Origin of the sequence: Brevibacterium linens, from assembly GCF_003999335.1 — a bacterium.
Taxonomy (GTDB): domain Bacteria; phylum Actinomycetota; class Actinomycetes; order Actinomycetales; family Brevibacteriaceae; genus Brevibacterium; species Brevibacterium linens.
In genome coordinates this window covers 3679192-3698575 of record NZ_CP026734.1, presented here as the reverse complement: position 1 = coordinate 3698575, position 19384 = coordinate 3679192, and the positions used below count along the sequence as shown (strand labels likewise).

16 protein-coding genes are annotated in these 19384 nt (G+C 64.9%); 8 read left to right on the top strand and 8 right to left on the bottom strand.

The window, feature by feature from the left end; genetic code table 11:
• Window positions 1–41 precede the first annotated feature (41 nt).
• Window positions 42–617 carry a GNAT family N-acetyltransferase gene (locus CXR29_RS16675; RefSeq protein WP_127365145.1) on the bottom strand — a complete coding sequence of 192 codons (576 nt, stop codon included), beginning with the start codon at window positions 615–617 and terminating at the stop codon, window positions 42–44.
• A gap of 82 nt (window positions 618–699) precedes the next feature.
• Window positions 700–2499 carry an alkaline phosphatase gene (phoA, locus tag CXR29_RS16670; protein ID WP_127365144.1) on the bottom strand — a complete coding sequence of 600 codons (1800 nt, stop codon included), beginning with the start codon at window positions 2497–2499 and terminating at the stop codon, window positions 700–702.
• Between the two features lie 322 nt (window positions 2500–2821).
• Here phoA and CXR29_RS16665 point away from each other — a divergent pair, with 322 nt between their 5' ends.
• The 4 genes from CXR29_RS16665 to CXR29_RS16650 all read left to right on the top strand — a co-directional run bounded on the left by CXR29_RS16665 (window position 2822) and on the right by CXR29_RS16650 (window position 6520).
• Entirely contained in the window at window positions 2822–3802 is a 981-nt protein-coding gene (locus tag CXR29_RS16665) for an ABC transporter ATP-binding protein (RefSeq protein WP_127365143.1), read from the top strand.
• 1 nt (window position 3803) lies between these two features.
• Complete coding sequence (locus CXR29_RS16660) at window positions 3804–4649, top strand: ABC transporter permease (protein ID WP_127365142.1); 846 nt, start codon at window positions 3804–3806, stop codon at window positions 4647–4649.
• 61 nt (window positions 4650–4710) lie between these two features.
• Window positions 4711–5937, top strand: coding sequence for a sensor histidine kinase (locus CXR29_RS16655; RefSeq protein ID WP_127365141.1), 1227 nt, complete (start codon window positions 4711–4713; stop codon window positions 5935–5937).
• Window positions 5915–6520, top strand: a complete 606-nt coding sequence (locus tag CXR29_RS16650) for a response regulator transcription factor (RefSeq protein ID WP_127365140.1) — start codon at window positions 5915–5917, stop codon at window positions 6518–6520. The genes CXR29_RS16655 and CXR29_RS16650 overlap by 23 nt, the downstream gene beginning before the upstream one ends.
• A 3-nt stretch (window positions 6521–6523) precedes the next feature.
• Here the strand turns inward: CXR29_RS16650 and CXR29_RS16645 are convergent, their stop codons facing one another.
• Both CXR29_RS16645 and CXR29_RS16640 read right to left on the bottom strand, forming a co-directional pair.
• Window positions 6524–7675, bottom strand: coding sequence for an ABC transporter permease (locus CXR29_RS16645; protein WP_127365139.1), 1152 nt, complete (start codon window positions 7673–7675; stop codon window positions 6524–6526).
• Window positions 7672–8559, bottom strand: a complete 888-nt coding sequence (locus CXR29_RS16640; protein WP_127365138.1) for an ABC transporter ATP-binding protein — start codon at window positions 8557–8559, stop codon at window positions 7672–7674. The genes CXR29_RS16645 and CXR29_RS16640 overlap by 4 nt, the downstream gene beginning before the upstream one ends.
• A gap of 335 nt (window positions 8560–8894) precedes the next feature.
• Between CXR29_RS16640 and CXR29_RS17395 the strand changes: the two genes are divergently transcribed.
• Genes CXR29_RS17395 through CXR29_RS16625 form a run of 4 tightly spaced genes read left to right on the top strand, consistent with a single transcriptional unit; the run spans window position 8895 to window position 13665 of the window.
• Window positions 8895–9308: a hypothetical protein gene (locus CXR29_RS17395; protein ID WP_164742858.1), complete on the top strand. Its 414-nt coding sequence runs from the start codon at window positions 8895–8897 to the stop codon at window positions 9306–9308.
• Window positions 9268–11259, top strand: coding sequence for a SpaA isopeptide-forming pilin-related protein (locus tag CXR29_RS16635; protein ID WP_164742857.1), 1992 nt, complete (start codon window positions 9268–9270; stop codon window positions 11257–11259). The genes CXR29_RS17395 and CXR29_RS16635 overlap by 41 nt, the downstream gene beginning before the upstream one ends.
• 10 nt (window positions 11260–11269) lie before the next feature.
• A complete protein-coding gene (locus CXR29_RS16630) occupies window positions 11270–12652 on the top strand; it encodes a SpaH/EbpB family LPXTG-anchored major pilin (RefSeq protein WP_127365136.1) in 1383 nt (460 codons plus the stop codon).
• Window positions 12649–13665 (top strand): class C sortase, encoded by a 1017-nt coding sequence (locus CXR29_RS16625; protein WP_101554924.1) that lies wholly within the window; start codon window positions 12649–12651, stop codon window positions 13663–13665. Before CXR29_RS16630 ends, CXR29_RS16625 begins: the two co-directional genes overlap by 4 nt.
• On the opposite strand, the gene CXR29_RS16620 is transcribed toward CXR29_RS16625, so the two are convergent.
• The 4 genes from CXR29_RS16620 to CXR29_RS16605 all read right to left on the bottom strand — a co-directional run bounded on the left by CXR29_RS16620 (window position 13637) and on the right by CXR29_RS16605 (window position 19369).
• Window positions 13637–16336, bottom strand: a complete 2700-nt coding sequence (locus tag CXR29_RS16620; protein WP_127365135.1) for a helix-turn-helix transcriptional regulator — start codon at window positions 16334–16336, stop codon at window positions 13637–13639. The two genes, CXR29_RS16625 and CXR29_RS16620, sit on opposite strands and share 29 nt — an antisense overlap.
• Window positions 16337–16599: 263 nt before the next feature.
• Window positions 16600–17256 (bottom strand): response regulator, encoded by a 657-nt coding sequence (locus tag CXR29_RS16615; protein WP_127365134.1) that lies wholly within the window; start codon window positions 17254–17256, stop codon window positions 16600–16602.
• Window positions 17253–18677 (bottom strand): sensor histidine kinase, encoded by a 1425-nt coding sequence (locus CXR29_RS16610; RefSeq protein ID WP_127365133.1) that lies wholly within the window; start codon window positions 18675–18677, stop codon window positions 17253–17255. Before CXR29_RS16610 ends, CXR29_RS16615 begins: the two co-directional genes overlap by 4 nt.
• Window positions 18678–18778: 101 nt before the next feature.
• Window positions 18779–19369: a class I SAM-dependent methyltransferase gene (locus CXR29_RS16605; protein ID WP_127365132.1), complete on the bottom strand. Its 591-nt coding sequence runs from the start codon at window positions 19367–19369 to the stop codon at window positions 18779–18781.
• Window positions 19370–19384: the final 15 nt, after the last annotated feature.

The window sequence follows — 19384 nt, the reverse complement described above, 5'->3', positions numbered from 1 at the left end:
CCGGCGAAGTTCTCGGACCGGAGGTGACGCTCTCGGCGCACTCAGGCCGTCTGCCGATCGCTTGAGAGCATTCCGAAGATGAGGGTGTCGGTCCATTCGCCTTTCGACCACCAGTCCCTGCGCAGATGCGCTTCCTGTCGCATGCCGATCCTCTGAGCCAATTTCGCCGAGGCGGTGTTTCTGGCATCCATCTGCGCGAACACCCGGTGGAGACCGTAATGGTCGAAGGCGAGGTTGAGGACCGCGATGGCCGCTTCGGTGGCGAAGCCGTGACCGGCGGCGGCCGGATCGAGGACCCACCCGACCTCGGCCTTCTCCTCGCTGTCGTCGGCGAGCCAGATCGCGATATCGCCGATGACTCGTGACCCCTCGAGCGAATCGAGGCCGTCGGCGGTCTCGATGACCAGGGCCAGGGCACGCGATTCTGTTTCGAGTCCCGTGCGGGGGAGGCGTTTGGCGATCTCGGTCTCGGCCACCTCGGCGGTCCAAGGCTCCTGGAGGAGGAACCGGGAGACATCCTCGCGGGAGTAGATGGGAAGGTGCGTCTTGGCATCGGACTCGCGATACGCGCGCAGAACCAGTCGGTCGGTGGTCAGGGGCAGATCCAGCGGGTCCATGAGCTCACTGTGCCAGGCGAACCTGTGAGTGGGACGGACGATGCCGGACGCTTCGCTGGGAGCGTCCGGCATCGTGCGCGGTTCAGGCGGGGAGGATCCCACGGCGCTTGGCCATGCGGATCAGAGCCGATCCGCCGATGATCGCGGCCACGCCGACGAAGACCGCGGCACCGATCTCGACGCCTGTGCGCGGCAGGGTTCCGCCGCCACCGCCGGCCAGCCCCGGGCCTTCGCCTCCGCTGCCGGAGCCGGCATTGCCTTCGCCGCCTTCGGCGCTGCCATTCGCGCCGGTCCCGCCACCGGCGGCATCGGCATCGTTCGAGTCGTTGGAGTCCTCGGACCCGTTCGAGTCCTGAGAGCCTGGCGAACTGTCATCGCCGCCGGTATCGGACGAACCTGAGGCAGTGGCAGAACCGTTCGCATCATCCGTGCCCGCCGAGCCGTCATCGCCGTTCGCATCGTCGCCCGGGTCGCCGGGCACTTCGGCTTCGGGATCGAGTCCCAGGCCGTCGGCGATTGTAAAGTGCATGTCCGTCTGATCGGTCAGTCCGACGACGTTGGCGGCACCCGGTCCGTAGGCGGCGATGCGCAGCTGCGTGCCCGTGTGGCCCTGCGACTCCTCTTCGTCTGCGGTCGCGTAGTTCATCGTCATATCGGTGCCGTCGGCGGTGGTCAGTGTCCGGGTGAGACCCGGAGTGTCCGAACCGGCGGAGACGATCTGGCTCGTGTGGGCGTGGTCGGCGGTGGTGATGACGAGAGTCTCGCCGTCCTCCTTCGCGAAGTCGAGGGCGGCCTTGACCGCTTCGTCGAGGTCGACGGTCTCACCGATCTGACCGCACGGGTTCGCGGCGTGATCCTCCTTGTCGATGCTTGCTCCCTCGACCTGGAGGAAGAATCCATCGTCGTTGTCGAGCAGGTCGACGGCCTTGTTCGTCAGCTGATCGAGCTTCGGCACATTCGAGGTGCGCTCGGGGTTGTTCTTGCATTTCACGGCCGGTTCGGTGCCGCCTCCGTGGGTGGCCTTCGGACCCTCCCAGCGAACGGGGAAATTGCCCTCTGTGAAGAGTCCGAGCACCGGCGAATCCTGGTTCGCCTCGGTGAGGGAATCGAGTGAGTCGGAATCATCGACGAGCTGGTAGCCGCGATCTTCGGCCTGCTCGAGCAGTGTCTGGTCCTTCCAGTCACCGGCGGTGGCCTTCTGTTCGAAGGAGGCCGAGCCGCCGCCGAGGGTGACATCGGCACGAGCGTTGATGATCTGCTCGCTGATTGAACCGAGCCCACCGTTCTCCAGCGCCTCATCCGAGCAGTCCTCGCTTGTCTCTTCCGGCCCGTAGCAGCCGCGGAGGCTGATGTGGGTCAGCTGCGCGGCCGGTGTCGCGTCCTGGATCTCCGCGGTCGAGACGTCGCCGGTCTTCATTCCCTTCGCACGGGCCATTTCGATGAGGGTCTTGTGCGGGTTGCCCTTGCGGTCGATACCGAGCGCCCCGTTGTAGGTCTTCGTACCCGAGGACCAGCCGGTGGCGCTCGCAGCGGAGTCGGTGACGTAGTCCGGTTTGCCGGTGTCCTTGTCCACCGCATAGGTGGTGTACTGCCCAGTCATCGGCAGTGCGTCGAGACCGTCGAAGCGTCCGTGGGCGCCTTTCGCATAGTTGCGGGCGGCGGTGATCTCGGAATCGCCCATGCCGTCGCCGATGAGGAGGATGACGTTCTTCGCGCCGGAGTCCTCGACCGCGTCGCGGATGGCGTCGGTGTTGTCACCGTCGAGCTGGCGGGCTCCGCCGGGTTCGTCGATTCCCGAAGCCTGGGCGGGGCTTGCGACTCCGAAGAGCGCGAAGCTGAGAGCGCCGGTCGCCGCAGCGATTCGCAGGGTTCTCCTGGCCATGTGCCGTCCTTTCGTAGAGAAGCACACAGACGTTCACCGAAGATGCGATCCGAGCCGTGCCGACGGCAGGGCTCGGACGAGCGCGTGAGCGTCTGTGTGCGAGCAGACGGCTTCCAACTTACTCAGCTTTCTCACAAGGTGAGTGGAGGGAATGTGAAGCCTGAGTTAACTCGCAGTTCTGTGTCGGCGCTTCGTGTCATTCCCGGTTGCCAGCACGGTGGAATTTCCATTCTTTCGTCGTGAGATCCAGTGACAAATGGCACCCCGCACTCGGTGACAAATGACATCAGCGCACGCGAGCGCTGATTTCTAGTGTGTGAACATGACTTCACAGACAACGACCCACACGCCCGCTTCGGCCGTTCCGGTCCACCGCGGAACCGCCACCGCCTCCGCAGTCGGCCTCAACCATCTGACGAAGAGCTTCGGCGGCATCACAGCCGTCGACGATCTCGACCTGACGATCCGCCCCGGCGAAGTCGTCGCCTTCCTCGGACCCAACGGAGCAGGGAAGACGACGACGATCGACATGCTGCTCGGCCTCAGCCGACCCGATGCGGGAGACGTCGAGATCTTCGGCATGCCGCCTCGGCGAGCCGTGTCTCTCGGCTACGTCAGCTCGGTCATGCAGACCGGCGGCCTGCTCGATGACCTCACCGTCCGCGAAACCGTCGAATACACGTCAGCGATCTTCGCCTCTTCCCTCGACACCGACCTCGTTCTCAAACGTGCAGGAATCGCCGAAATCGCGAACTCGGTCGTGAAGAAGTGCTCGGGTGGGCAGAAGCAGCGTCTGCGCTTCGCCATGGCGCTCCTGCCCGACCCTGCCCTCATCGTCCTCGACGAACCGACGACCGGGATGGATGTCACCGGCCGCCGCGACTTCTGGCACCAGATGCGCGCTGATGCGCTGACCGGCAAGACGATCCTCTTCGCCACCCACTACCTCGAGGAGGCCGACGAATTCGCCGACCGCGTCATCCTCATCGCAGACGGGAAGGTCGTCGCCGACGGTTCGGCCCATGAGATCCGCGGCATGGCCGCAGCGAAGACTGTGAGCGCGACCCTGCCGCTGACCGACGGCGAGCCCACCGCCGAGGCGGGCGTGGCCGAACTGGTCGACCTCCTCGGCGGCCTGGCCGGAGTCGAATCCATCGACGTGCAGGCCAGACGCCTGAGAATGCGCACCACCGACTCCGATGCGGCCGCGAAGATGCTGTTCGACAACGCCTGCACCGACCTCGAGATCACTTCTCACTCCCTCGAAGACGCCTTCATCAGTCTCACCGCGAAAGGGGCATGACATGTCCACCCAGCCATCGACTCAACCGGCCGGATCCTCGAAGGTGCGTACGGCACCGGGGACCGCCTCGGCGAGGTTCCTCTCCTCCCTCGACGACCGCAGGATCCCTCGCTTCGGCGGATTCTCGGCCACCCTGCTCCGGCTCGAGCTGCTGCGGAAGCTGCGCAACCGGCGCACGCTCATCTTCACGATGATCATGCCTGCGGTCTTCTATCTCATCTTCGGCCTGACGAACAAGGACGAGATGCTCGGCAGCACGAATGCCGCGCTCTACATCTCCGTGTCCCTGGCGACGTACGGAGCGATGATCGCCACGACCACCGGCGGTGCCCAAGTCGCGATCGAACGGGCACTTGGGTGGAGTCGCCAGCTGGCGCTGACGCCGCTGCGCCCGGCGGCGTACATCCTCATCAAGGTGATCGTGTCCATGGTCCTCGGCGCGGTGTCCGTCATCGTCGTCTTCGTCCTCACCGCGATCACCGGCGTCCATGCGCCCCTGACAACGCTCGTCTCCTCCGGACTTCTCGTCATCCTCACGTCCTGTGTCTTCGCGGCCTTCGGCGTCATGCTCGGTTATCTGCTGCCCGCCGAGAACGCGATCCAGGTGGCCAGCATGGTCCTCGGCATCCTCTCCCTCATCGGCGGACTCTTCGTCCCGCTGGAGATCTGGCCGGACACCCTGCAGACCATCGCCCGCTTCACTCCGGCCTACGGAGTCGGCGAAATCGCCCGCGCACCGCTGGGCGGGGGTTACGATCATTGGGCGATCGTCAGTGTCCTCGTCTGGCTCGCGATCTTCGTCGCAGGATCGGCCCTGGCCCTGCGCCGGGACACCTCGCGGGTGTGACGGCCGACCACGTCAGGGCCGGCAGGGGACGCGCGAACCCAACGATCACGTCAGGAGCACAGTGACCGCGAACGACACCACCGGCGGGGCGAGGGCAGGGTCCTCGCCCGCCGGGCTGCGCCCGCTGAACTTCATGAGCTGGTTCTTCCCGTTCTTCTGGCTCGTCTTCCTCTCCTATCCGCTGGCCGCCTCGCTGCGGCTCGATGGGGCACAGCGGTTCTGGGGCGTGAGCCTCACGGTCGCCTTCGCAGTCGTGTTCTACCTCGGCATGATCGCCGGCGGCATCGGTCTGGGCACCTTCGTCCGGACGATGCGCGACCCCCGCGCTCACCGCACACGACAGGCCCTGATCGTCGTCAATGCGGCGCTCATCATCATGATCGCCATCACCGTCGTGGCCGTTCCCCTCGTCGGCGAGGCGGCACTGTCGTATCTGGCCTATATCTCTGTGATCGCTGTGGTGTCCGTGCGGCGGGTGATCCCCGGACTCGTCATCGCGGCCTCGACGCTCATCGTCGCCGAGGTGGCCCAACGTCTCGTCCCCGGGTGGAGCCACGACTGGTCGGCCACCTTCGGGATCTCGATCTCCGGGTTCGCCATGGTGATGGCACTCATGGCCGGTGACCGGTCCAGAGCAGCCCGACAGGCGGAGGAGGAGAACCGCCGTCTGGAACGCGAGACCGAACGACTGCGCGTGTCCCAGGTCGTCCACGATGTGCTCGGCCACTCCCTGACCGTCATCGCGCTCAAAGCGCAGCTGGCGGCAAAACTCGAAGCCGTAGGGTCCCCCGATGCGGCCCGGCACATCGCCGAGATCGAAGAGCTCGCCCGTGGTGCGCTCGCCGACGTTCGCACCACGGTGCAGGGAACGCGCACGATCTCTTTGGCCGAGGAACTCGTCGAAGCGACCCGGGCACTGCGGGCCGCCGACATCACGGTGGAGGCTCCGACCTCGGTCGATGTCGTCGATCCCCGCCTGCGGGAACTGTTCGCGTGGAGTCTGCGCGAAGGCAGCACGAACATCCTCCGGCATGCCCGAGCGCAGCGGGCGACGATCACCCTCGAAAGGCACCGTCTCATCATCAGCAACGACACCGCCGGCCGCGGCGACCCCACTCACCCAGCCACGACGCTCGACCTCGGCGAAGTGGGGGCCGGAACCGGGCTGCGGGGCCTGCGGGAGAGAGCTGCGGGCGTGGGGGCGCGAGTGCGCACTCGGAAGACCGATGCCGGATTCGACCTCGACGTTGACGGAGGTGAGACCCGTGACGACGCTGCTCATCGCTGACGACCAGACCATGGTCCGCGAAGCGCTCGCCGCCCTGCTCGGCATGGAATCCGACTTCGAAGTCGTCGCGCAGTGTGCCCGCGGCGACGAAGTCCTGCCGGCGATTTCGAAGACCCGTCCGGACGTGGCGCTGCTCGACGTCGATATGCCCGAACCCGACGGACTGAGTGTCGCCGCCACGCTGCACAAGGAGTTTCCCCGGGTCAAGGTCATCATCGTCACGACCTACGGACGTCCCGGATGGGTCAAACGGGCCTTGGACGCCGGGGTCAGCGGGTTCATGGTCAAGGACGCTCCGGTCGACCACCTCGCCGACGGCATCCGCCGCGTCATGTCCGGAATGTCGGTCATCGACCCCGAACTCGTCGTCGAATCGACGATGCATGGATCCTCACCGCTGACCGCCAGGGAGACCGATGTGCTGCGCACGGCCGCGGACGGGGCCAGCGTCGACGAAGTGGCCGCGACGCTCCACCTCTCGACCGGCACCGTGCGCAATCGTCTGTCCTCGGCGATCGGGAAGACGAATGCCCGCAACCGTGCCGATGCCGCGCGGATCGCCGAGGAGAACGGTTGGCTGTAGGCCTCAGCCCCGTTGACGGCGCAGCGCCTGCCCCCAGGACAGCTTCGGGCCCGACTGCAGGATCGAGCGTTCGAAGATCCGGGTCGCCAGCAGCAGCGCCAACAGCGTGGTGATGACGAGGATGAGCAGGGAGACCAGCGGCTCCCACCAGGCGATCGTGCCGAGGAAAACGCGCATCGGCACGGCCACTGCCGCCGAGAACGGAATGTAGGACAGCACCGCCATGACCGTTTCGTTCGACGAGAAGATGATGACGCCCATGTAGGGCAGGAAGATGAGCATCATGATCGGCATACTCGTCGACGGCAGATCCTCGGTGCGCGAGACCAGTGAGGCGGCGGCCGCATAGAGGGCGGCGACCATGACGAAGCCGATGATGAAGAGGGGGACGAACCAGGCGATCGGTTCGGCCACCGATCCGAGCACGAGGTCGTTTCCGCTGATCGCGGCCCCGGTGAGAACCGCGACGGCAGTGAGGCCGATCTGGGCGAAGGCGAGGATCGTGCACGCGATGACCTTGCCGAACATGAGCACCCGCGCCGAGGTGGACGCGAGCAGAATCTCGACGATCCGTGACTGCTTCTCCTCGACCACGGACGAGGCGATCGTGTTTCCGAACGTCATCGCGGCCATGAAGAACACGAGCCCGAGGCCGAGCCCGATGAAGTAGGTGAGCGCCGGGTCCGGGGCATCCGGGTCGAGCAGCTCCACCTGGGGGGTGAGGCTGAGTGAGCCGATGAGCGACTCCGGAGCCGAACGCAGCGACAGCACCGCGACACCGGTCGGCGAATCCTCCGATTCGACGACTGCGGACTCGACCTCCTCGGAGGTGATCAGGGCTTTTGCCTCGTCGACGTCATCGACGGCGACGGGTTCGATATCGTCGATCCCCTCGACTGCTTTTGCCCCCGCCGAGGTGACCGCCACCTTGTCCGTGGAGGAGAAGAGCGAGGGCAGCGAACCGGACACCCCGACGAGGACACCGAAGAGGACGATGGACAGGATCGTCGAGACCATGAAGGCCTTCGACTTGAGCCGAACCATGATCTCGCGTTCGATGACGAGTCCCATGGCGGTGGTGAAGGTGGCACGGTTCGTGCTGACTGGAGCCTTGCGGGTGCTGTCGGCTGCGGTGGTCGTATCGGTGGTGCTCATGACTGCGTGACCTCCTGGAAGAGACGGTTGAGGGCAACGTCGTGCGGGCCGAACGACGTCACTGAGGACACGGTCAGCGCTTTGCGCAGGACCGCCTCGGCGGAATCGGCATTCGGGGCCGTGAACCGGGCCCAGTTGCCGTCGAGTTCGACGACGGAGATGTCGGGCAGGCCGCGCACCCAGCCGAGGTCGGCATCGGTCTGCAGCGTCCATTCGGGCAGGCTGCGTTGGCGGCGCAGTTCCGTGGTGGTTCCGGCTGCGACGAGGCGGCCGTCGTTGATGATGACGAGATCGTCGACGAGGCGTTCGACGAGGTCGAGCTGATGGCTGGAGAAGAGGACCGGGGCACCCGAGGAGGCAAAGTCGGAGAGGACGCCCAGGGTGCGTTCGACGGCTACGGGGTCGAGACCGGAGAACGGTTCGTCGAGGACGAGCGCCTGCGGGTCGTGAATGAGAGCCGCGGCGATCTGGACCTTCTGCTGATTGCCGAGGCTGACCGATTCGAGGGTGTCGGTGGGTTCGCCCTTGAGCTCGAGCTGTTCGAGCAGATCGAGTCCGCGCTTCTTCGCCGCTTGGCGGGTGAGACCGTGGAAGCGGGCGAGGTAGACGAGCTGATCGATGATCGGCATCTTCGGGTAGAGACCGCGTTCTTCGGGCATGTAGCCGATCGCGCTGCGGTGGCTTGCGGTGATCGGGGTGCCGTCGACGAGGATGCGCCCGGAATCGGCGGCTAGGACGCCGAGGAGGATCCGCATGGTCGTGGTCTTGCCGGAGCCGTTCGAGCCGACGAAGCCGGTCATCCGGCCGTCGCCGATGTCGAAGCTGAGGTCGTGCAGCACCTGCTTGCCGCCGAAGCTGCGGTTGATGTTCTCCAAGGTGATCATGTCTCAACGCTATGCGGAGACCGGCGTGAGCGGATCAGTCTTGAGGGTGAATTTGCGGCCCTGCCTGCGGTGGAGAAGCACTCGACAGATATTTCAGTGATTGAAAGTCAAACTACCGAGTAGTCGAAACCGAAACTACTCAGATGGTCGCGGACTACTCGAATACTACTGAAGGGCAGGGTCCGAGCAATGAAGTTGAGCCTGCGATTCCATAGCTTGGAGGCGCTCGACCAGCTCGTCTCTCCCCATCCCCGAAATCGATCGCACTTCGTCGTGCGCGCTCAGGGACCCGAAGCGAGCTGAAACACCTTGCTCGACTTCGAAATGAGGAATGTATGACCCGGTTAGGTCTGCGCGTGCGCGCCTGGTGGGCTGCACTCACTGCTGTGCTCCTGGTTGCCGCCGGCGGTGCCATCGTGCTGCCAGCCGCTCCTGTCCAGGCGGCCCCGGTGTCGATCACCTGCGAGCCCGGCGTCGTCTATTCGGTGTCGCAGTCGGGGCAGATACGTGAGATCTCTGGCGGATCGCCAAAGAATGTTGGCGATGCTGCAAGTCGCGTCAGCAACTTCAACGGACTGGGCATTGGACCGGACGGCTCTGCAACCTATGCCTATGAGCGCAACTTCAACTGGTGGGGGTTCGGAAACAGGTCTTACCGTCTTCAGGTTCAACTCGAGCACGGGCAAGTGGGCGTCTACGGGCAAATCAGTGACCGTAAGCGGAATCGGGTTCATCGGCGGGGCGGTTGATCTCTCCACTGGACGGTACTACTTCGGCGGCTACACCAGAAGCGGCACGTCATTCAGGCTCTATGTCTACGACGCCTCGACCAATGCCATCGCGTACAAAGGCACCATCGATACGAGCGCCGGCTCCGGTGGCGCGGCCAACGGTGACATCGCCTTCGATACTAACGGCAACCTCTTCATCGTCAGGGGATCCGAGACCACGACGACCGTCTTCTCCGTCACCGCGGCCAGCTTGGCGAAGGCGAACGGCGGGACCATTGCCTCGTCGAACTCCGCCGGCTTCACGACGAACTCCAACGTCAACGGTGTGTCATTCGACGCCGCCGGCAAGGCCTATCTCGGCACCGGTGACACCATTACGAGCTACGACATGCCCAACTGGTCGAACAAACAGTCGTTCGCCAGCGGATCATGGTCGAGCACTGACCTCGCCTCGTGCTCCTCCCCGGCGACTATCACTCTCCAGAAGGACGTGCAGGGTGGCCGCGCGAGATCGAGCGATCAGTTCGGCCTCTCCCTCAAACAGGGCGACACAGAACTCGGAGCCACAACGACCACCGGGACGGCGACCGGAATCCAGGACGAGATCGTCGGACCACTGCCAGCCAAGCGCGGCGCCGAAATCACTTTCTCCGAATCCGCAGCCACAGGCGCCGACCTGGGCGACTACGCCAGAACCTACTCGTGCACCGTCGACGGTAAGGAACTCGCCGAATCTTCGGGCACTGGAACCTCGGGCACGGTGACCATTCCCAATACCGGCGAAGCCGTCGTCTGCACGATTACGAACGCTCCGCTGACGGCGAATGTCTCGATCCATAAGGACGTTGTCGACGAGAACGGTGCGAACAAGAAGCCGGGCCAGGGTTGGACGGTCGGTGCGAAAGCGACGGCCACCACTGACTCGGTGACCTCAAACCCCACCGCTGCCACACATAAGACCAACTCTAACGGCGACGCGAAGTGGGGACTGAAGTTCTCGAAGACCACCGGCCGGGCCACGGTTGCGATCTCCGAAACCCAGCAGGACGGCTTCGAGTTCAAGAGCGGCTCCTGCGAGATCACCCATCTCGACGGGTCGAAGGACACGAAGAAGCTCACCAGCGACAAGAGCACCGATCTCACCGGAATCAAGCCGGGCGACAACGTCGACTGCGCCTACGTCAACAAGGTCAGCGACACCGCGCTGACCCTGGTGAAGAAGGTCGACAACAAGGCCGCCGCCGGCACCGCCAAGGACACCGACTGGACACTCAAGGCAGCCGGTGACACCGCCTCAGGAAACAAGACGATCGAAGGCAAGACCGGATCGACCGAAGTCACGAAGGCTAAGGTCAAGGCCGGCAAGTACTCACTGTCCGAGGCGGGTACTCCGAAAGGCTACGAGGCCTCCGACTGGGTGTGCAAGCCGACCTCCGGCTCCGGAGTCGTCACCTCTGACAAGAGCTCCGTGACCCTGAAGTCCGGTGACGACGTCACCTGCACCATCACGAACACCGCGAAGACCGGCGCCGTGACCTGGGGCAAGACCGACGAGTCCGGCAATGCCCTCAAGGGTTCGGTGTGGACCCTCACCGGACCCGACGGATCCGAACTGACCATCGAGGACTGCGCAGCCGCCTCGGCGAGTGAATGCAACGGTCAGGACAAGGACCCGGTGGCAGGGAAATTCTCGGTCACCGGCCTCAAATGGGGCGACTACACGCTGACGGAGAAGAAGGCCCCGGCCGGATACATCCTCGACGACACCCCACACACGTTCACGGTCTCCGGATCCGAGCTCGACAAGAAGCTCGGGTCGTACACCAACGAGCAGAAGCCCCAGGTGGCGCTGCCACTCACGGGTGGAACCGGAAGCCAGATCTACCTCATCGGCGGAGCAGCACTGCTCGCAGCCGCCGGTGCCATCGCACTTCTCAAGGGCCTGCGCCGCAGGAACCGGAAGCACTGAAAGGGAAACAATGAAAGTTAAGAAAATGGGTCTTCTGCGGCGTCTGACCGCGGTGGCCGCGATCGCCTCGCTGAGCGTGCTCGGCCTGGCCGGCACGGCGCAGGCCGACAGCAACGTGGGCAACATCGACACCGGAAAGACCGGCTCGATCATCGTCCACAAGTACGACGGTGCCTATGGCACCGACGGCGGTGACGGATCGGTGAAGACCGACACCTCGAACCTCGGCAAGCCACTCGACGGTGCTGAGTTCACGGTCAAGCAGGTCACGGCCAAGGACGGCCAGACCATCGACCTCAAGACCCCCGAAGGCTGGGACCTCATCAGCGGTCTCAAGGCCTCCGATGTCAAGGGCGGAGGATTCTCGCTGGGCAACGGTGTTTCGAAGACCACCGCGAACGGCGGACTTGCGACCTTCGGCGGACTGCCGCTGGGCCTCTACCTCGTGGAAGAGACCAAGGCTCCGACGAACGCGACGTCGACGACCGACCCGTTCCTCGTCACCCTGCCGTTTGCACAGTCGAACGGCAAGTGGCTTTACGACGTCAACGTCTACCCGAAGAACTCGGTGAACAACACGGAACCGACCAAGGAGGTCTCGAACCCCTCGGCGCCCGTCCTCGGTGAGACCGTCGACTGGACGATCACCGCACCGATTCCGGCTGCGAACAACGGCATCAAGAAGTTCTCGATCGTCGACCAGCTCGACCCACGTCTGAGCTTCGTCTCAGCCAAGGTTGCCGGCTTCACCGCAGGCACCGACTACACGATCGATGAAGCTGGTCAGAAGATCACCATCAACTTCACCGCAGCCGGCATCGGCAAGCTCGAGACCGGGCAGAAGGTCGTTGCAACCGTCACGACGAAGGTCACCTCGCAGGGCGACGGCACCATCGAAAACACCGCGCTGGTCAACACCAACGACTCGTCCGTCGAAACCCCGGCCGTGAGCACCAACTGGGGCTCGCTGCAGATCATCAAGCACGTCGCCGGCGACAAAGCGCGCACCCTGGCTGGTGCCGAGTTCGACATCTTCTCCGACAAGGACGGACAGAACAAGGTCGCCTCGGTGACGACCGCAGCTGACGGCACTGTTTCGATCACCCTGTGGGTCGGCAACAACGATGTCACCGAGAAGAAGTACTGGGTCAAGGAGACGAAGGCTCCGACCGGTTACATCCTCGACGAGAGCATCAATGAAGTCACCGTGAAGGCCGGCGAGACCGCTGCCGCAGTCAAGTACGAATTCGCCAACACCCAGCAGGGTCACCCCGACCTGCCGCTGACCGGTGCTGACGGCAAACTGCTCGCGATGATCGCCGGAATCGGCCTCATGCTCATCGCCGGTGGTGCAGGCATCGTCGCAGCCAACCGCCGCAAGAACCAGGTGTGACCCATTCACCTGTCGGCAGGCAGTCCACCCAGATTGCCGTGCCGGGCACGTCCACGCGGCGTCCGTCCACCGACGGGCGCCGCTGGCGCGTGCCTGTTCTCTCCCTCGTCATCGCGCTCATCGCCCTGACCGGTCTGGGCATCTGGATCTACCCGAGTGCGGCGGCGTGGTTCTCCCAGCTCGACCAGTCGAAGATCGTCGACAACGCAGCTGGGGTGACCGAAGGTGACAAGGCTGAGAACGCCCGGCAGATCGCGCTCGCCCACAAGTACAACGAGGCGCTCGAATCGGGTGCGCAGCTGGAATCGAACCACCGTCTGCCGTCCGGGAAAGGCATCTCGGCCGCTGGTGCTCCGGCGTATGAGGATGTGCTCGTTGACGGCGGACCCGGAGTGATGACCCGGCTGCGGATTCCCTCCATCGACGTCGACCTGCCCGTCTACCACGGCACCGACGACGCGACCCTGCTCAAAGGACTCGGTCACCTTGAAGGCACCAGCCTGCCCGTGGGCGGAGAAGGCACCCATTCGGTCATCACCGGCCACCGGGGACTCGCCGAGGCGACGATGTTCACGAACCTCGACAAGGTTGGCAAGGGCGACCGATTCACGCTCACGACCTTCGGGCAGGTGCTCAGCTACCAGGTCATCAGGACTCAGGTCGTCGACCCCGATGAGACCGAATCCCTGGGCACGATCTCCGACCGTGACCTCGTCACCCTCGTCACGTGCACGCCCCTGGGCATCAACTCCCAGCGGATCCTCGTCACCGCGGAACGTGTCTACCCGACCCCCGCCGCCGACCAGGAATCAGGGCTCGCGGAATCCGATCTGCCCGGGTTCCCCTGGTGGATCGTCATCATGGCCGCAGGCCTCGTGGCCGCCGGAATCTACGTCTGGTGGTCAGGTCGACCCGTGCGACCGAAAGGTGGGAAGCCGGTGACCGATATCCCCGCCGAGGCGGCAGCTCAGTTCACGAAGACGGCTAAGCCCCCGTCCGGCCCACGGCACTGAGTCTGCCGGTATCGCGAAGTGCGAGCATGAGCTTCGGGATGTCCCGGCGACGTTCGGCACCGAGCTTCGCTCGAGCCTGCAGCACATGTGACTCGACAGTGCGCACCGACAGGATCAGACGTTGACTGATTTGCACATTCGTCAGTCCCTCGGCGACGAGTCGGCACACCTCGAGCTCCCGTTCAGTCAGGGTGACGGCCGGAGCCGCAGCATCGGAGATCGCGGTGTCTTCACGTGGCTGCGGATGTTCCGGAGGCGTAGCTGCGCGCTGACGCAGCGCATCGAGTGCTTCGCCGGCCACGCGTGCGCGGGAACTGAGACGTTGAGCGAGGAACAGAGCCCTAGACTCGGCGAAGGCGTGGCGGGCAGCACCCCGGTAGCCGACGGACCGCAGTTCCAGACCGGCGGCCAGGAGCGCCTCGGCGTCCCCAGCGGCCGAGGCATCGAGATGCCGCCGCGCGGCACGCGGCCCGGGCAGATTCAGGTCAGCGGCTTCGTCCGGAAGGCTCGCACACGCCTCGGCGGCGGTGATGGTGCCGTCGAGGACGCGCGCATGAGCGAACATGGTATGCATCCATGCAGGCATCGGTCCGGGATTCTTCGCCCCGGGGCCCAACAAGAAGGCGGCCAGCCCGTCGTGGAAGCGATAGCCCCGCGCCGGAGTCGAGGCCTCGTTCGACGCGGCGCGATAGTAAGGGGCGTTGCTGCGCTGCCACCGTCCGAGGGTGTCGCGCAGTCCCCAACCGACGGCGAGCAGTGCAGGAGTGACCGACGCTGCGAACGCCTCGTAGTCCCGAGCTGCCAAATCGGTCTCCCCATCGAGCAGACGCTGGACGCCGATGCACCATGACGCTGTCGCATCCAGCTGCCAGCCGCTGTGCGTGGAGGCTGCACTGGCGGCTTCCAGGAGTTTGTGAGTGATGAACTCCGACCGTTGAGGTTCGATCCCGGCCAGGAGGCAATTCACCGTCGCTCCGACCATGAAGTACCAGGCCATGGTGTAGGTGAAGCCGACCGGTTCCCCGGGACGGACGGTCGTGAGTTTGACGCAGAGTTCGTAGCCTTCTTTGGCGGCGGCGCGGAGCGCATCGGCATTGTCGGTTTTGAGATAGTACTGGCACAGAGCCGCGTATGCGGCGAAGCGCAGGGCATCTGACGACTGCGGGGAGTCCGCGACCGCCCGCGCATCGTCGACTCGGGTCATCCCGCTCCCGGCAAACGAAGTCACGAGGTTCGCGATGCCTGGGATGAGTGGGTCGACTTTATCCCGCAGGTGATCCGTCCACCATTGGGGCAATTCGGGCTCACCTGCCATCGCCGCGGCCGATGTGAATAACAGCTCGAGCAGAACCGCCTCCCGATCGCAGCCCAGCGGACCATGCTCGGTGCCGGCGCGGATGAGGTCGATCGCTCCTGCCCGGTCGCCATTGAGAAGTCGTGCCGTGATCGACTGCAGCTCCCATTCGAGCAGCATCAGAGCATCGTCTTTCGCTGCGTCCTCGACCACGTGGAGCATGATCATCGCCTCCATCGGATCGCCGAGGCGGTTGAGGACGCGTGCAGCCGTCAGCAGAAGTGCGGCCTCAGAGGAATCGATCTCGCGACCCCCGTTGATGATCTCGCGACCCCCGTTGATGATGTCGCGAGCCAGACTGATCTCTGCGGTCTCGCCGATGGGATAGCCCGCCTTCCGCAGATTCGTGAGACGACGCGCGAACTTCTCCTCATCTGCGGCATCGGGCTCACCGATGAGCTGGTTGGCCATGGCGCCGACGTGCAGCGGCGAGACAGCCACGGACAGCTGGCCACTGACCTCGAACTCTCGGGCCAGACGCAGGTCGATGAGTCGGGAGATGACCGATTCTCCGAAGAGCTGTTTGGCCGTTCGAGTGGGCATGGGGCTGAGATCACCGAGGCGGCGGGCAGCGATGAGTGTGGTTTCCCGCATCCGCGGATACAGCGGAGCGAGGCGCGAGAGCACGCGTGTACCGAAGAATGGAGCCCCGAAACTGGCATGCGGGTAGTGACGGGGCACCCGATCGGGATCCTCCTCCGCCCAGGCGACGAGATCTGCCGCGACCAACGGCCTCCCGCCGCACAGCGCCGCCAGGGTGCGCAGCTGAAGATCATCGAGCGGCGTCATCGGGGACAGGCCTGCCACGAGCGCCATGGACTCGCGGCCCGTGAGCGGAGCCAGGTCGACGCGTCCGATCTCCCCGGCGCTCCAACTTTCGGCGATCTGCTTGAGCACACTGTCGTCGCCCTGATGGACCAGGCGCAGCTGATCACCATCGACAAGGTAGGCGACGGGCACCCGTTTCTCGTGCAGTGCCTGGTCGATGAGGATGTTGGCTTCGGAAGTCAGCAGGTGTGCTCCGCTCATGATCCGAGGGCCTCCGCTCAGCGCGGCGTCGTCGACGAACTCGGCGACCTCCTCGGCGGTGGTGTGGGCACTCACCCGCAACAGGGTCTGCTCGGGTCGACCGAGCGCGGCTGCGAGGAAGCGGGCGAAGTCCAAGGCTCCGTCCCCGGGGAGACAGACCACGAGGACGGACTGCCCGGAATCGAGGAAGCTGAGGATCTGCGCTGACTCGCGACTGCGTGTCGGGGCCCGGCGTACGAGTCGGTCGTAGGCGGGATCGACGGGCACGAAGCCGTCCACACTGTGCATGGAGACGCAGCCTTTCCGGTCTGCGAAGCGGAGCGGCCGTGAGGAGGCCCGTGATGCCGTTCGCCGGGGCGACCGTGAATGTGGTGGGTGGGGTCGGTGGGGAGGGATGAATAGTATTTCGCTATTTCACTGAGACTTATATCACTCCCGTTGTCGATTTCTCAAATCCTGCGTCCGCTTTCTGACCGTCGGCACCCTCCCCGAGACTGTCGATCCTCTCACCGAGGCAGCTGGTCGGGATCGGGCCGACGCCCGCTCGGCGCTCAGCCGCCGACCTTTGCGACCCCGTTTTCATACGCCCAGATCACGGCATGGATGCGATCGCGGATGCCGAGCTTCGACAGCAGATTCGACACGTGAGTCTTCACGGTCGCTTCACCGACGAAGAGCTTCCCTGCGATCTCGGAATTGCTGGCCCCCGTAGCTACGAGCCGCAGCACCTCGAGTTCACGGTCGGTGAGGTGCTCGAGTTCAGGGGCGCTCGGTGCCGCCGGCTCCGGGGTCGACACGGACCGTTCGATGACCCGGCGGGTGACCTCGGGGGAGAGTAGACCGTCTCCGGCGGCCAGGGCGGTGACCGCGTCGACGAGCTGTTCGGCCTCGGCGGTCTTGAGGAGGAATCCGCTGGCGCCAGCGGCGAGAGCCCGGAACAGGAAGTCGTCGCGGTCGAAGGTGGTGAGCATGAGCACGGCTCCGGCAGCGCCGCGGCGGACGATCTCCTCTGTCGCTTCGAGCCCGTCCAGGACCGGCATCTGCACATCCATACAGATGACATCCGGCGACAACTCGAGCGCCTGATCGATGGCGATCTGCCCGTTCTCGGCCTCACCGACGACCGTGATGCCGTCCTCCGATTCGAGGATCGTGCGGAAGCCGGTGCGGACCATCGACTGGTCATCGACGAGGAGGACTCGGATCATGTGGCTGCCTTTGCTGGAGTATCAGAGGACAAGTGATCTTCGGTGCTGCGCGGATAGGGGATGCGGGCGCGCACGATCCATCCACCGCGGGACTTCGGGCCGGCTTCGAGGCTTCCGCCGAGAGCTGTCATGCGTTCCCTCATGCCGACGATGCCCAGTCCCAATCCTTCGCTCTTTGCTAGTCCCTTGACCTCGGCCCGGGTCTCAGTGGAACCGGACGTGACCGAACCTCGTGACGGGCGCGAATCGCTGACCTCCACCTCGAGATCGGTGCTGCCGTAGCGCAGCCGCACATCCACCTCGGCGCCGACGCCCGCGTAACGAGAACAGTTGGTCAGGGATTCCTGGATGACCCGGTAGATCGACATCTCGGTGATCGGAGTGAGCGGGCGAGGGTCCCCGATCGTTGCGTACTCGACGGTTTGGTCGAATCGTCGGGCCGATTCGATGAGTTCCGGAAGGTCGCCGAGGCTGGGGTTGCCTTTCGTCGATGCCGCTGTAGCGGCGTCAGCCAGCTTTTCAGCCGTTTGGCCGCCGGTCGCGGCTGTGCCGTCCGTGGCGGCGGTGACGTCGGTCGACGAGTCCGTTTCGCGCAGCGTATAGACGAGGGCTCGGAGTTCGTCGACGGTCTCGCGAGTCGAGGATTCTATGACCTGGAGCGATTCCTTGGCCTTGGCGGGGTTCTTCTCAAGGCTGCGGCGTGCGGCAGCGGCGTGGATTCCGACCCCGGCGATATGGTGGGCGACTCCATCGTGGAGTTCCCGCGCGATGCGGACGCGTTCGAGGTCGAGAGCCTGCCGAGTCAGCTGCTGCTCCTGTTCACGGACCTCTTCGTTGGCCGCACGGAGTTCCTCTAGCAGTCGCCGCTGCTTCCACGCCCGGTTGCCGAAGAGCCACGCTCCACCGAAGAAGACCGTGTTGATCAGGAAAGTCACCCCGGTAGCCGCGGCGAACTGGACGAAAGTCAGGTCGCCGAGATCCTGGAACTGCAGGGCCGCCGAGACGATGACATAGATGAGGATGGCCAGGCACAGCAGACAGCGTGAAATGAACGCGGCACGTTGACTGTAGCGAAACGCGCCGATCGCATAGATCGATGTGAAGAGGACGATCTGAGAGACGCCGGGTTCCATCATCTGCAGGATCTGCGCGGTGACGTAGAGCGTGGTGATGAACCATGCGATGAAATTCGGGAACCGACGACGCCACACCAGGGGCACGGTGACAACGACGGAGAGGATGCAGACGACCCACAGAGGGGCCTTGAATTCCCAGAACCCGCTGCCTTCATAGAGGATGGCGAAGATGAGCGAGCCGACGGTAAGGGCGGCAACGAGCCAGAAGTCGGAACGGTTCGGCTTGCGAGCCGCGGCCGACAGGCGTGCCGAGGTCCGTGGTTCGCTCGTTCTGTCCTCCGTCATCCTTCCAGCTTAGACAGTGCCGTGGCCTGCCGGTATCCGCCGCAGTGGGGAATTCGCGATGCAGTCTTCCCACCACTGGTGGAGGAGGGGAGCCGACGATATCAGCGCTGTTTCTCTGCGACGACGACTGCCAGATCACGGTGCTGCCAGTGCACGTGGGCGGCCAGTCCCGCCTCGGCGAGCCAGGTCAGCTGCTCATCGAGGGAACTGGGAGTGTCATCGATCCAGTCGATCGGAGTGACGACGTCCGCCGGATCGGCGGGCACGACGAGGTCTCCGAGGACGAACCTCCCACCGGGCTCGAGCACCGCGGCGATGCGGACGAAGAGGTCGGCCTTGCCGGAGCCGGAGAGGTGATGGACGGCGAGAGTCGACATGACCAGGTCGAACGGCCCCTCAGGCAGTGGATCTTCGAGGCGACCCATCCGCAGCTCGGTGCGTTCGGGGTTGAGGGTCGCTTCGGCGGCTGCAAGCATCTCGGAACTCGCGTCGATGCCGAGCAGCTCGGCCTCCGGGAGTGCCTCGAGGACGCGCTGTGCGGTCAGCCCGCTGCCGATGCCCAGATCGAGGATCGACGCAGGTGCTCCGGTGGCTGCCGCAGCGGCCACCTCGGTCTGCAGGCGCGGGTAGTCGGGGATCTCTTCGGCCATGAGCGCCAGGTAGGTCTCCGGGTCCCACTCGAAATCGGACATATCAGCTCCTTCGCC

Excerpts from the sequence above, each read along its gene's own strand:
- CXR29_RS16675 (WP_127365145.1), bottom strand. The coding sequence starts at position 617 with ATGGACCCGCTGGATCTGCCCCTGACCACCGACCGACTGGTTCTGCGC.
- phoA (WP_127365144.1), bottom strand. The coding sequence starts at position 2,499 with ATGGCCAGGAGAACCCTGCGAATCGCTGCGGCGACCGGCGCTCTCAGC.
- CXR29_RS16665 (WP_127365143.1), top strand. The coding sequence starts at position 2,822 with ATGACTTCACAGACAACGACCCACACGCCCGCTTCGGCCGTTCCGGTC.
- CXR29_RS16660 (WP_127365142.1), top strand. The coding sequence starts at position 3,804 with ATGTCCACCCAGCCATCGACTCAACCGGCCGGATCCTCGAAGGTGCGT.
- CXR29_RS16645 (WP_127365139.1), bottom strand. The coding sequence starts at position 7,675 with ATGAGCACCACCGATACGACCACCGCAGCCGACAGCACCCGCAAGGCT.
- CXR29_RS16640 (WP_127365138.1), bottom strand. The coding sequence starts at position 8,559 with ATGATCACCTTGGAGAACATCAACCGCAGCTTCGGCGGCAAGCAGGTG.
- CXR29_RS17395 (WP_164742858.1), top strand. The coding sequence starts at position 8,895 with ATGACCCGGTTAGGTCTGCGCGTGCGCGCCTGGTGGGCTGCACTCACT.
- CXR29_RS16630 (WP_127365136.1), top strand. The coding sequence starts at position 11,270 with ATGAAAGTTAAGAAAATGGGTCTTCTGCGGCGTCTGACCGCGGTGGCC.
- CXR29_RS16620 (WP_127365135.1), bottom strand. The coding sequence starts at position 16,336 with ATGCACAGTGTGGACGGCTTCGTGCCCGTCGATCCCGCCTACGACCGA.
- CXR29_RS16615 (WP_127365134.1), bottom strand. The coding sequence starts at position 17,256 with ATGATCCGAGTCCTCCTCGTCGATGACCAGTCGATGGTCCGCACCGGC.
- CXR29_RS16610 (WP_127365133.1), bottom strand. The coding sequence starts at position 18,677 with ATGACGGAGGACAGAACGAGCGAACCACGGACCTCGGCACGCCTGTCG.
- CXR29_RS16605 (WP_127365132.1), bottom strand. The coding sequence starts at position 19,369 with ATGTCCGATTTCGAGTGGGACCCGGAGACCTACCTGGCGCTCATGGCC.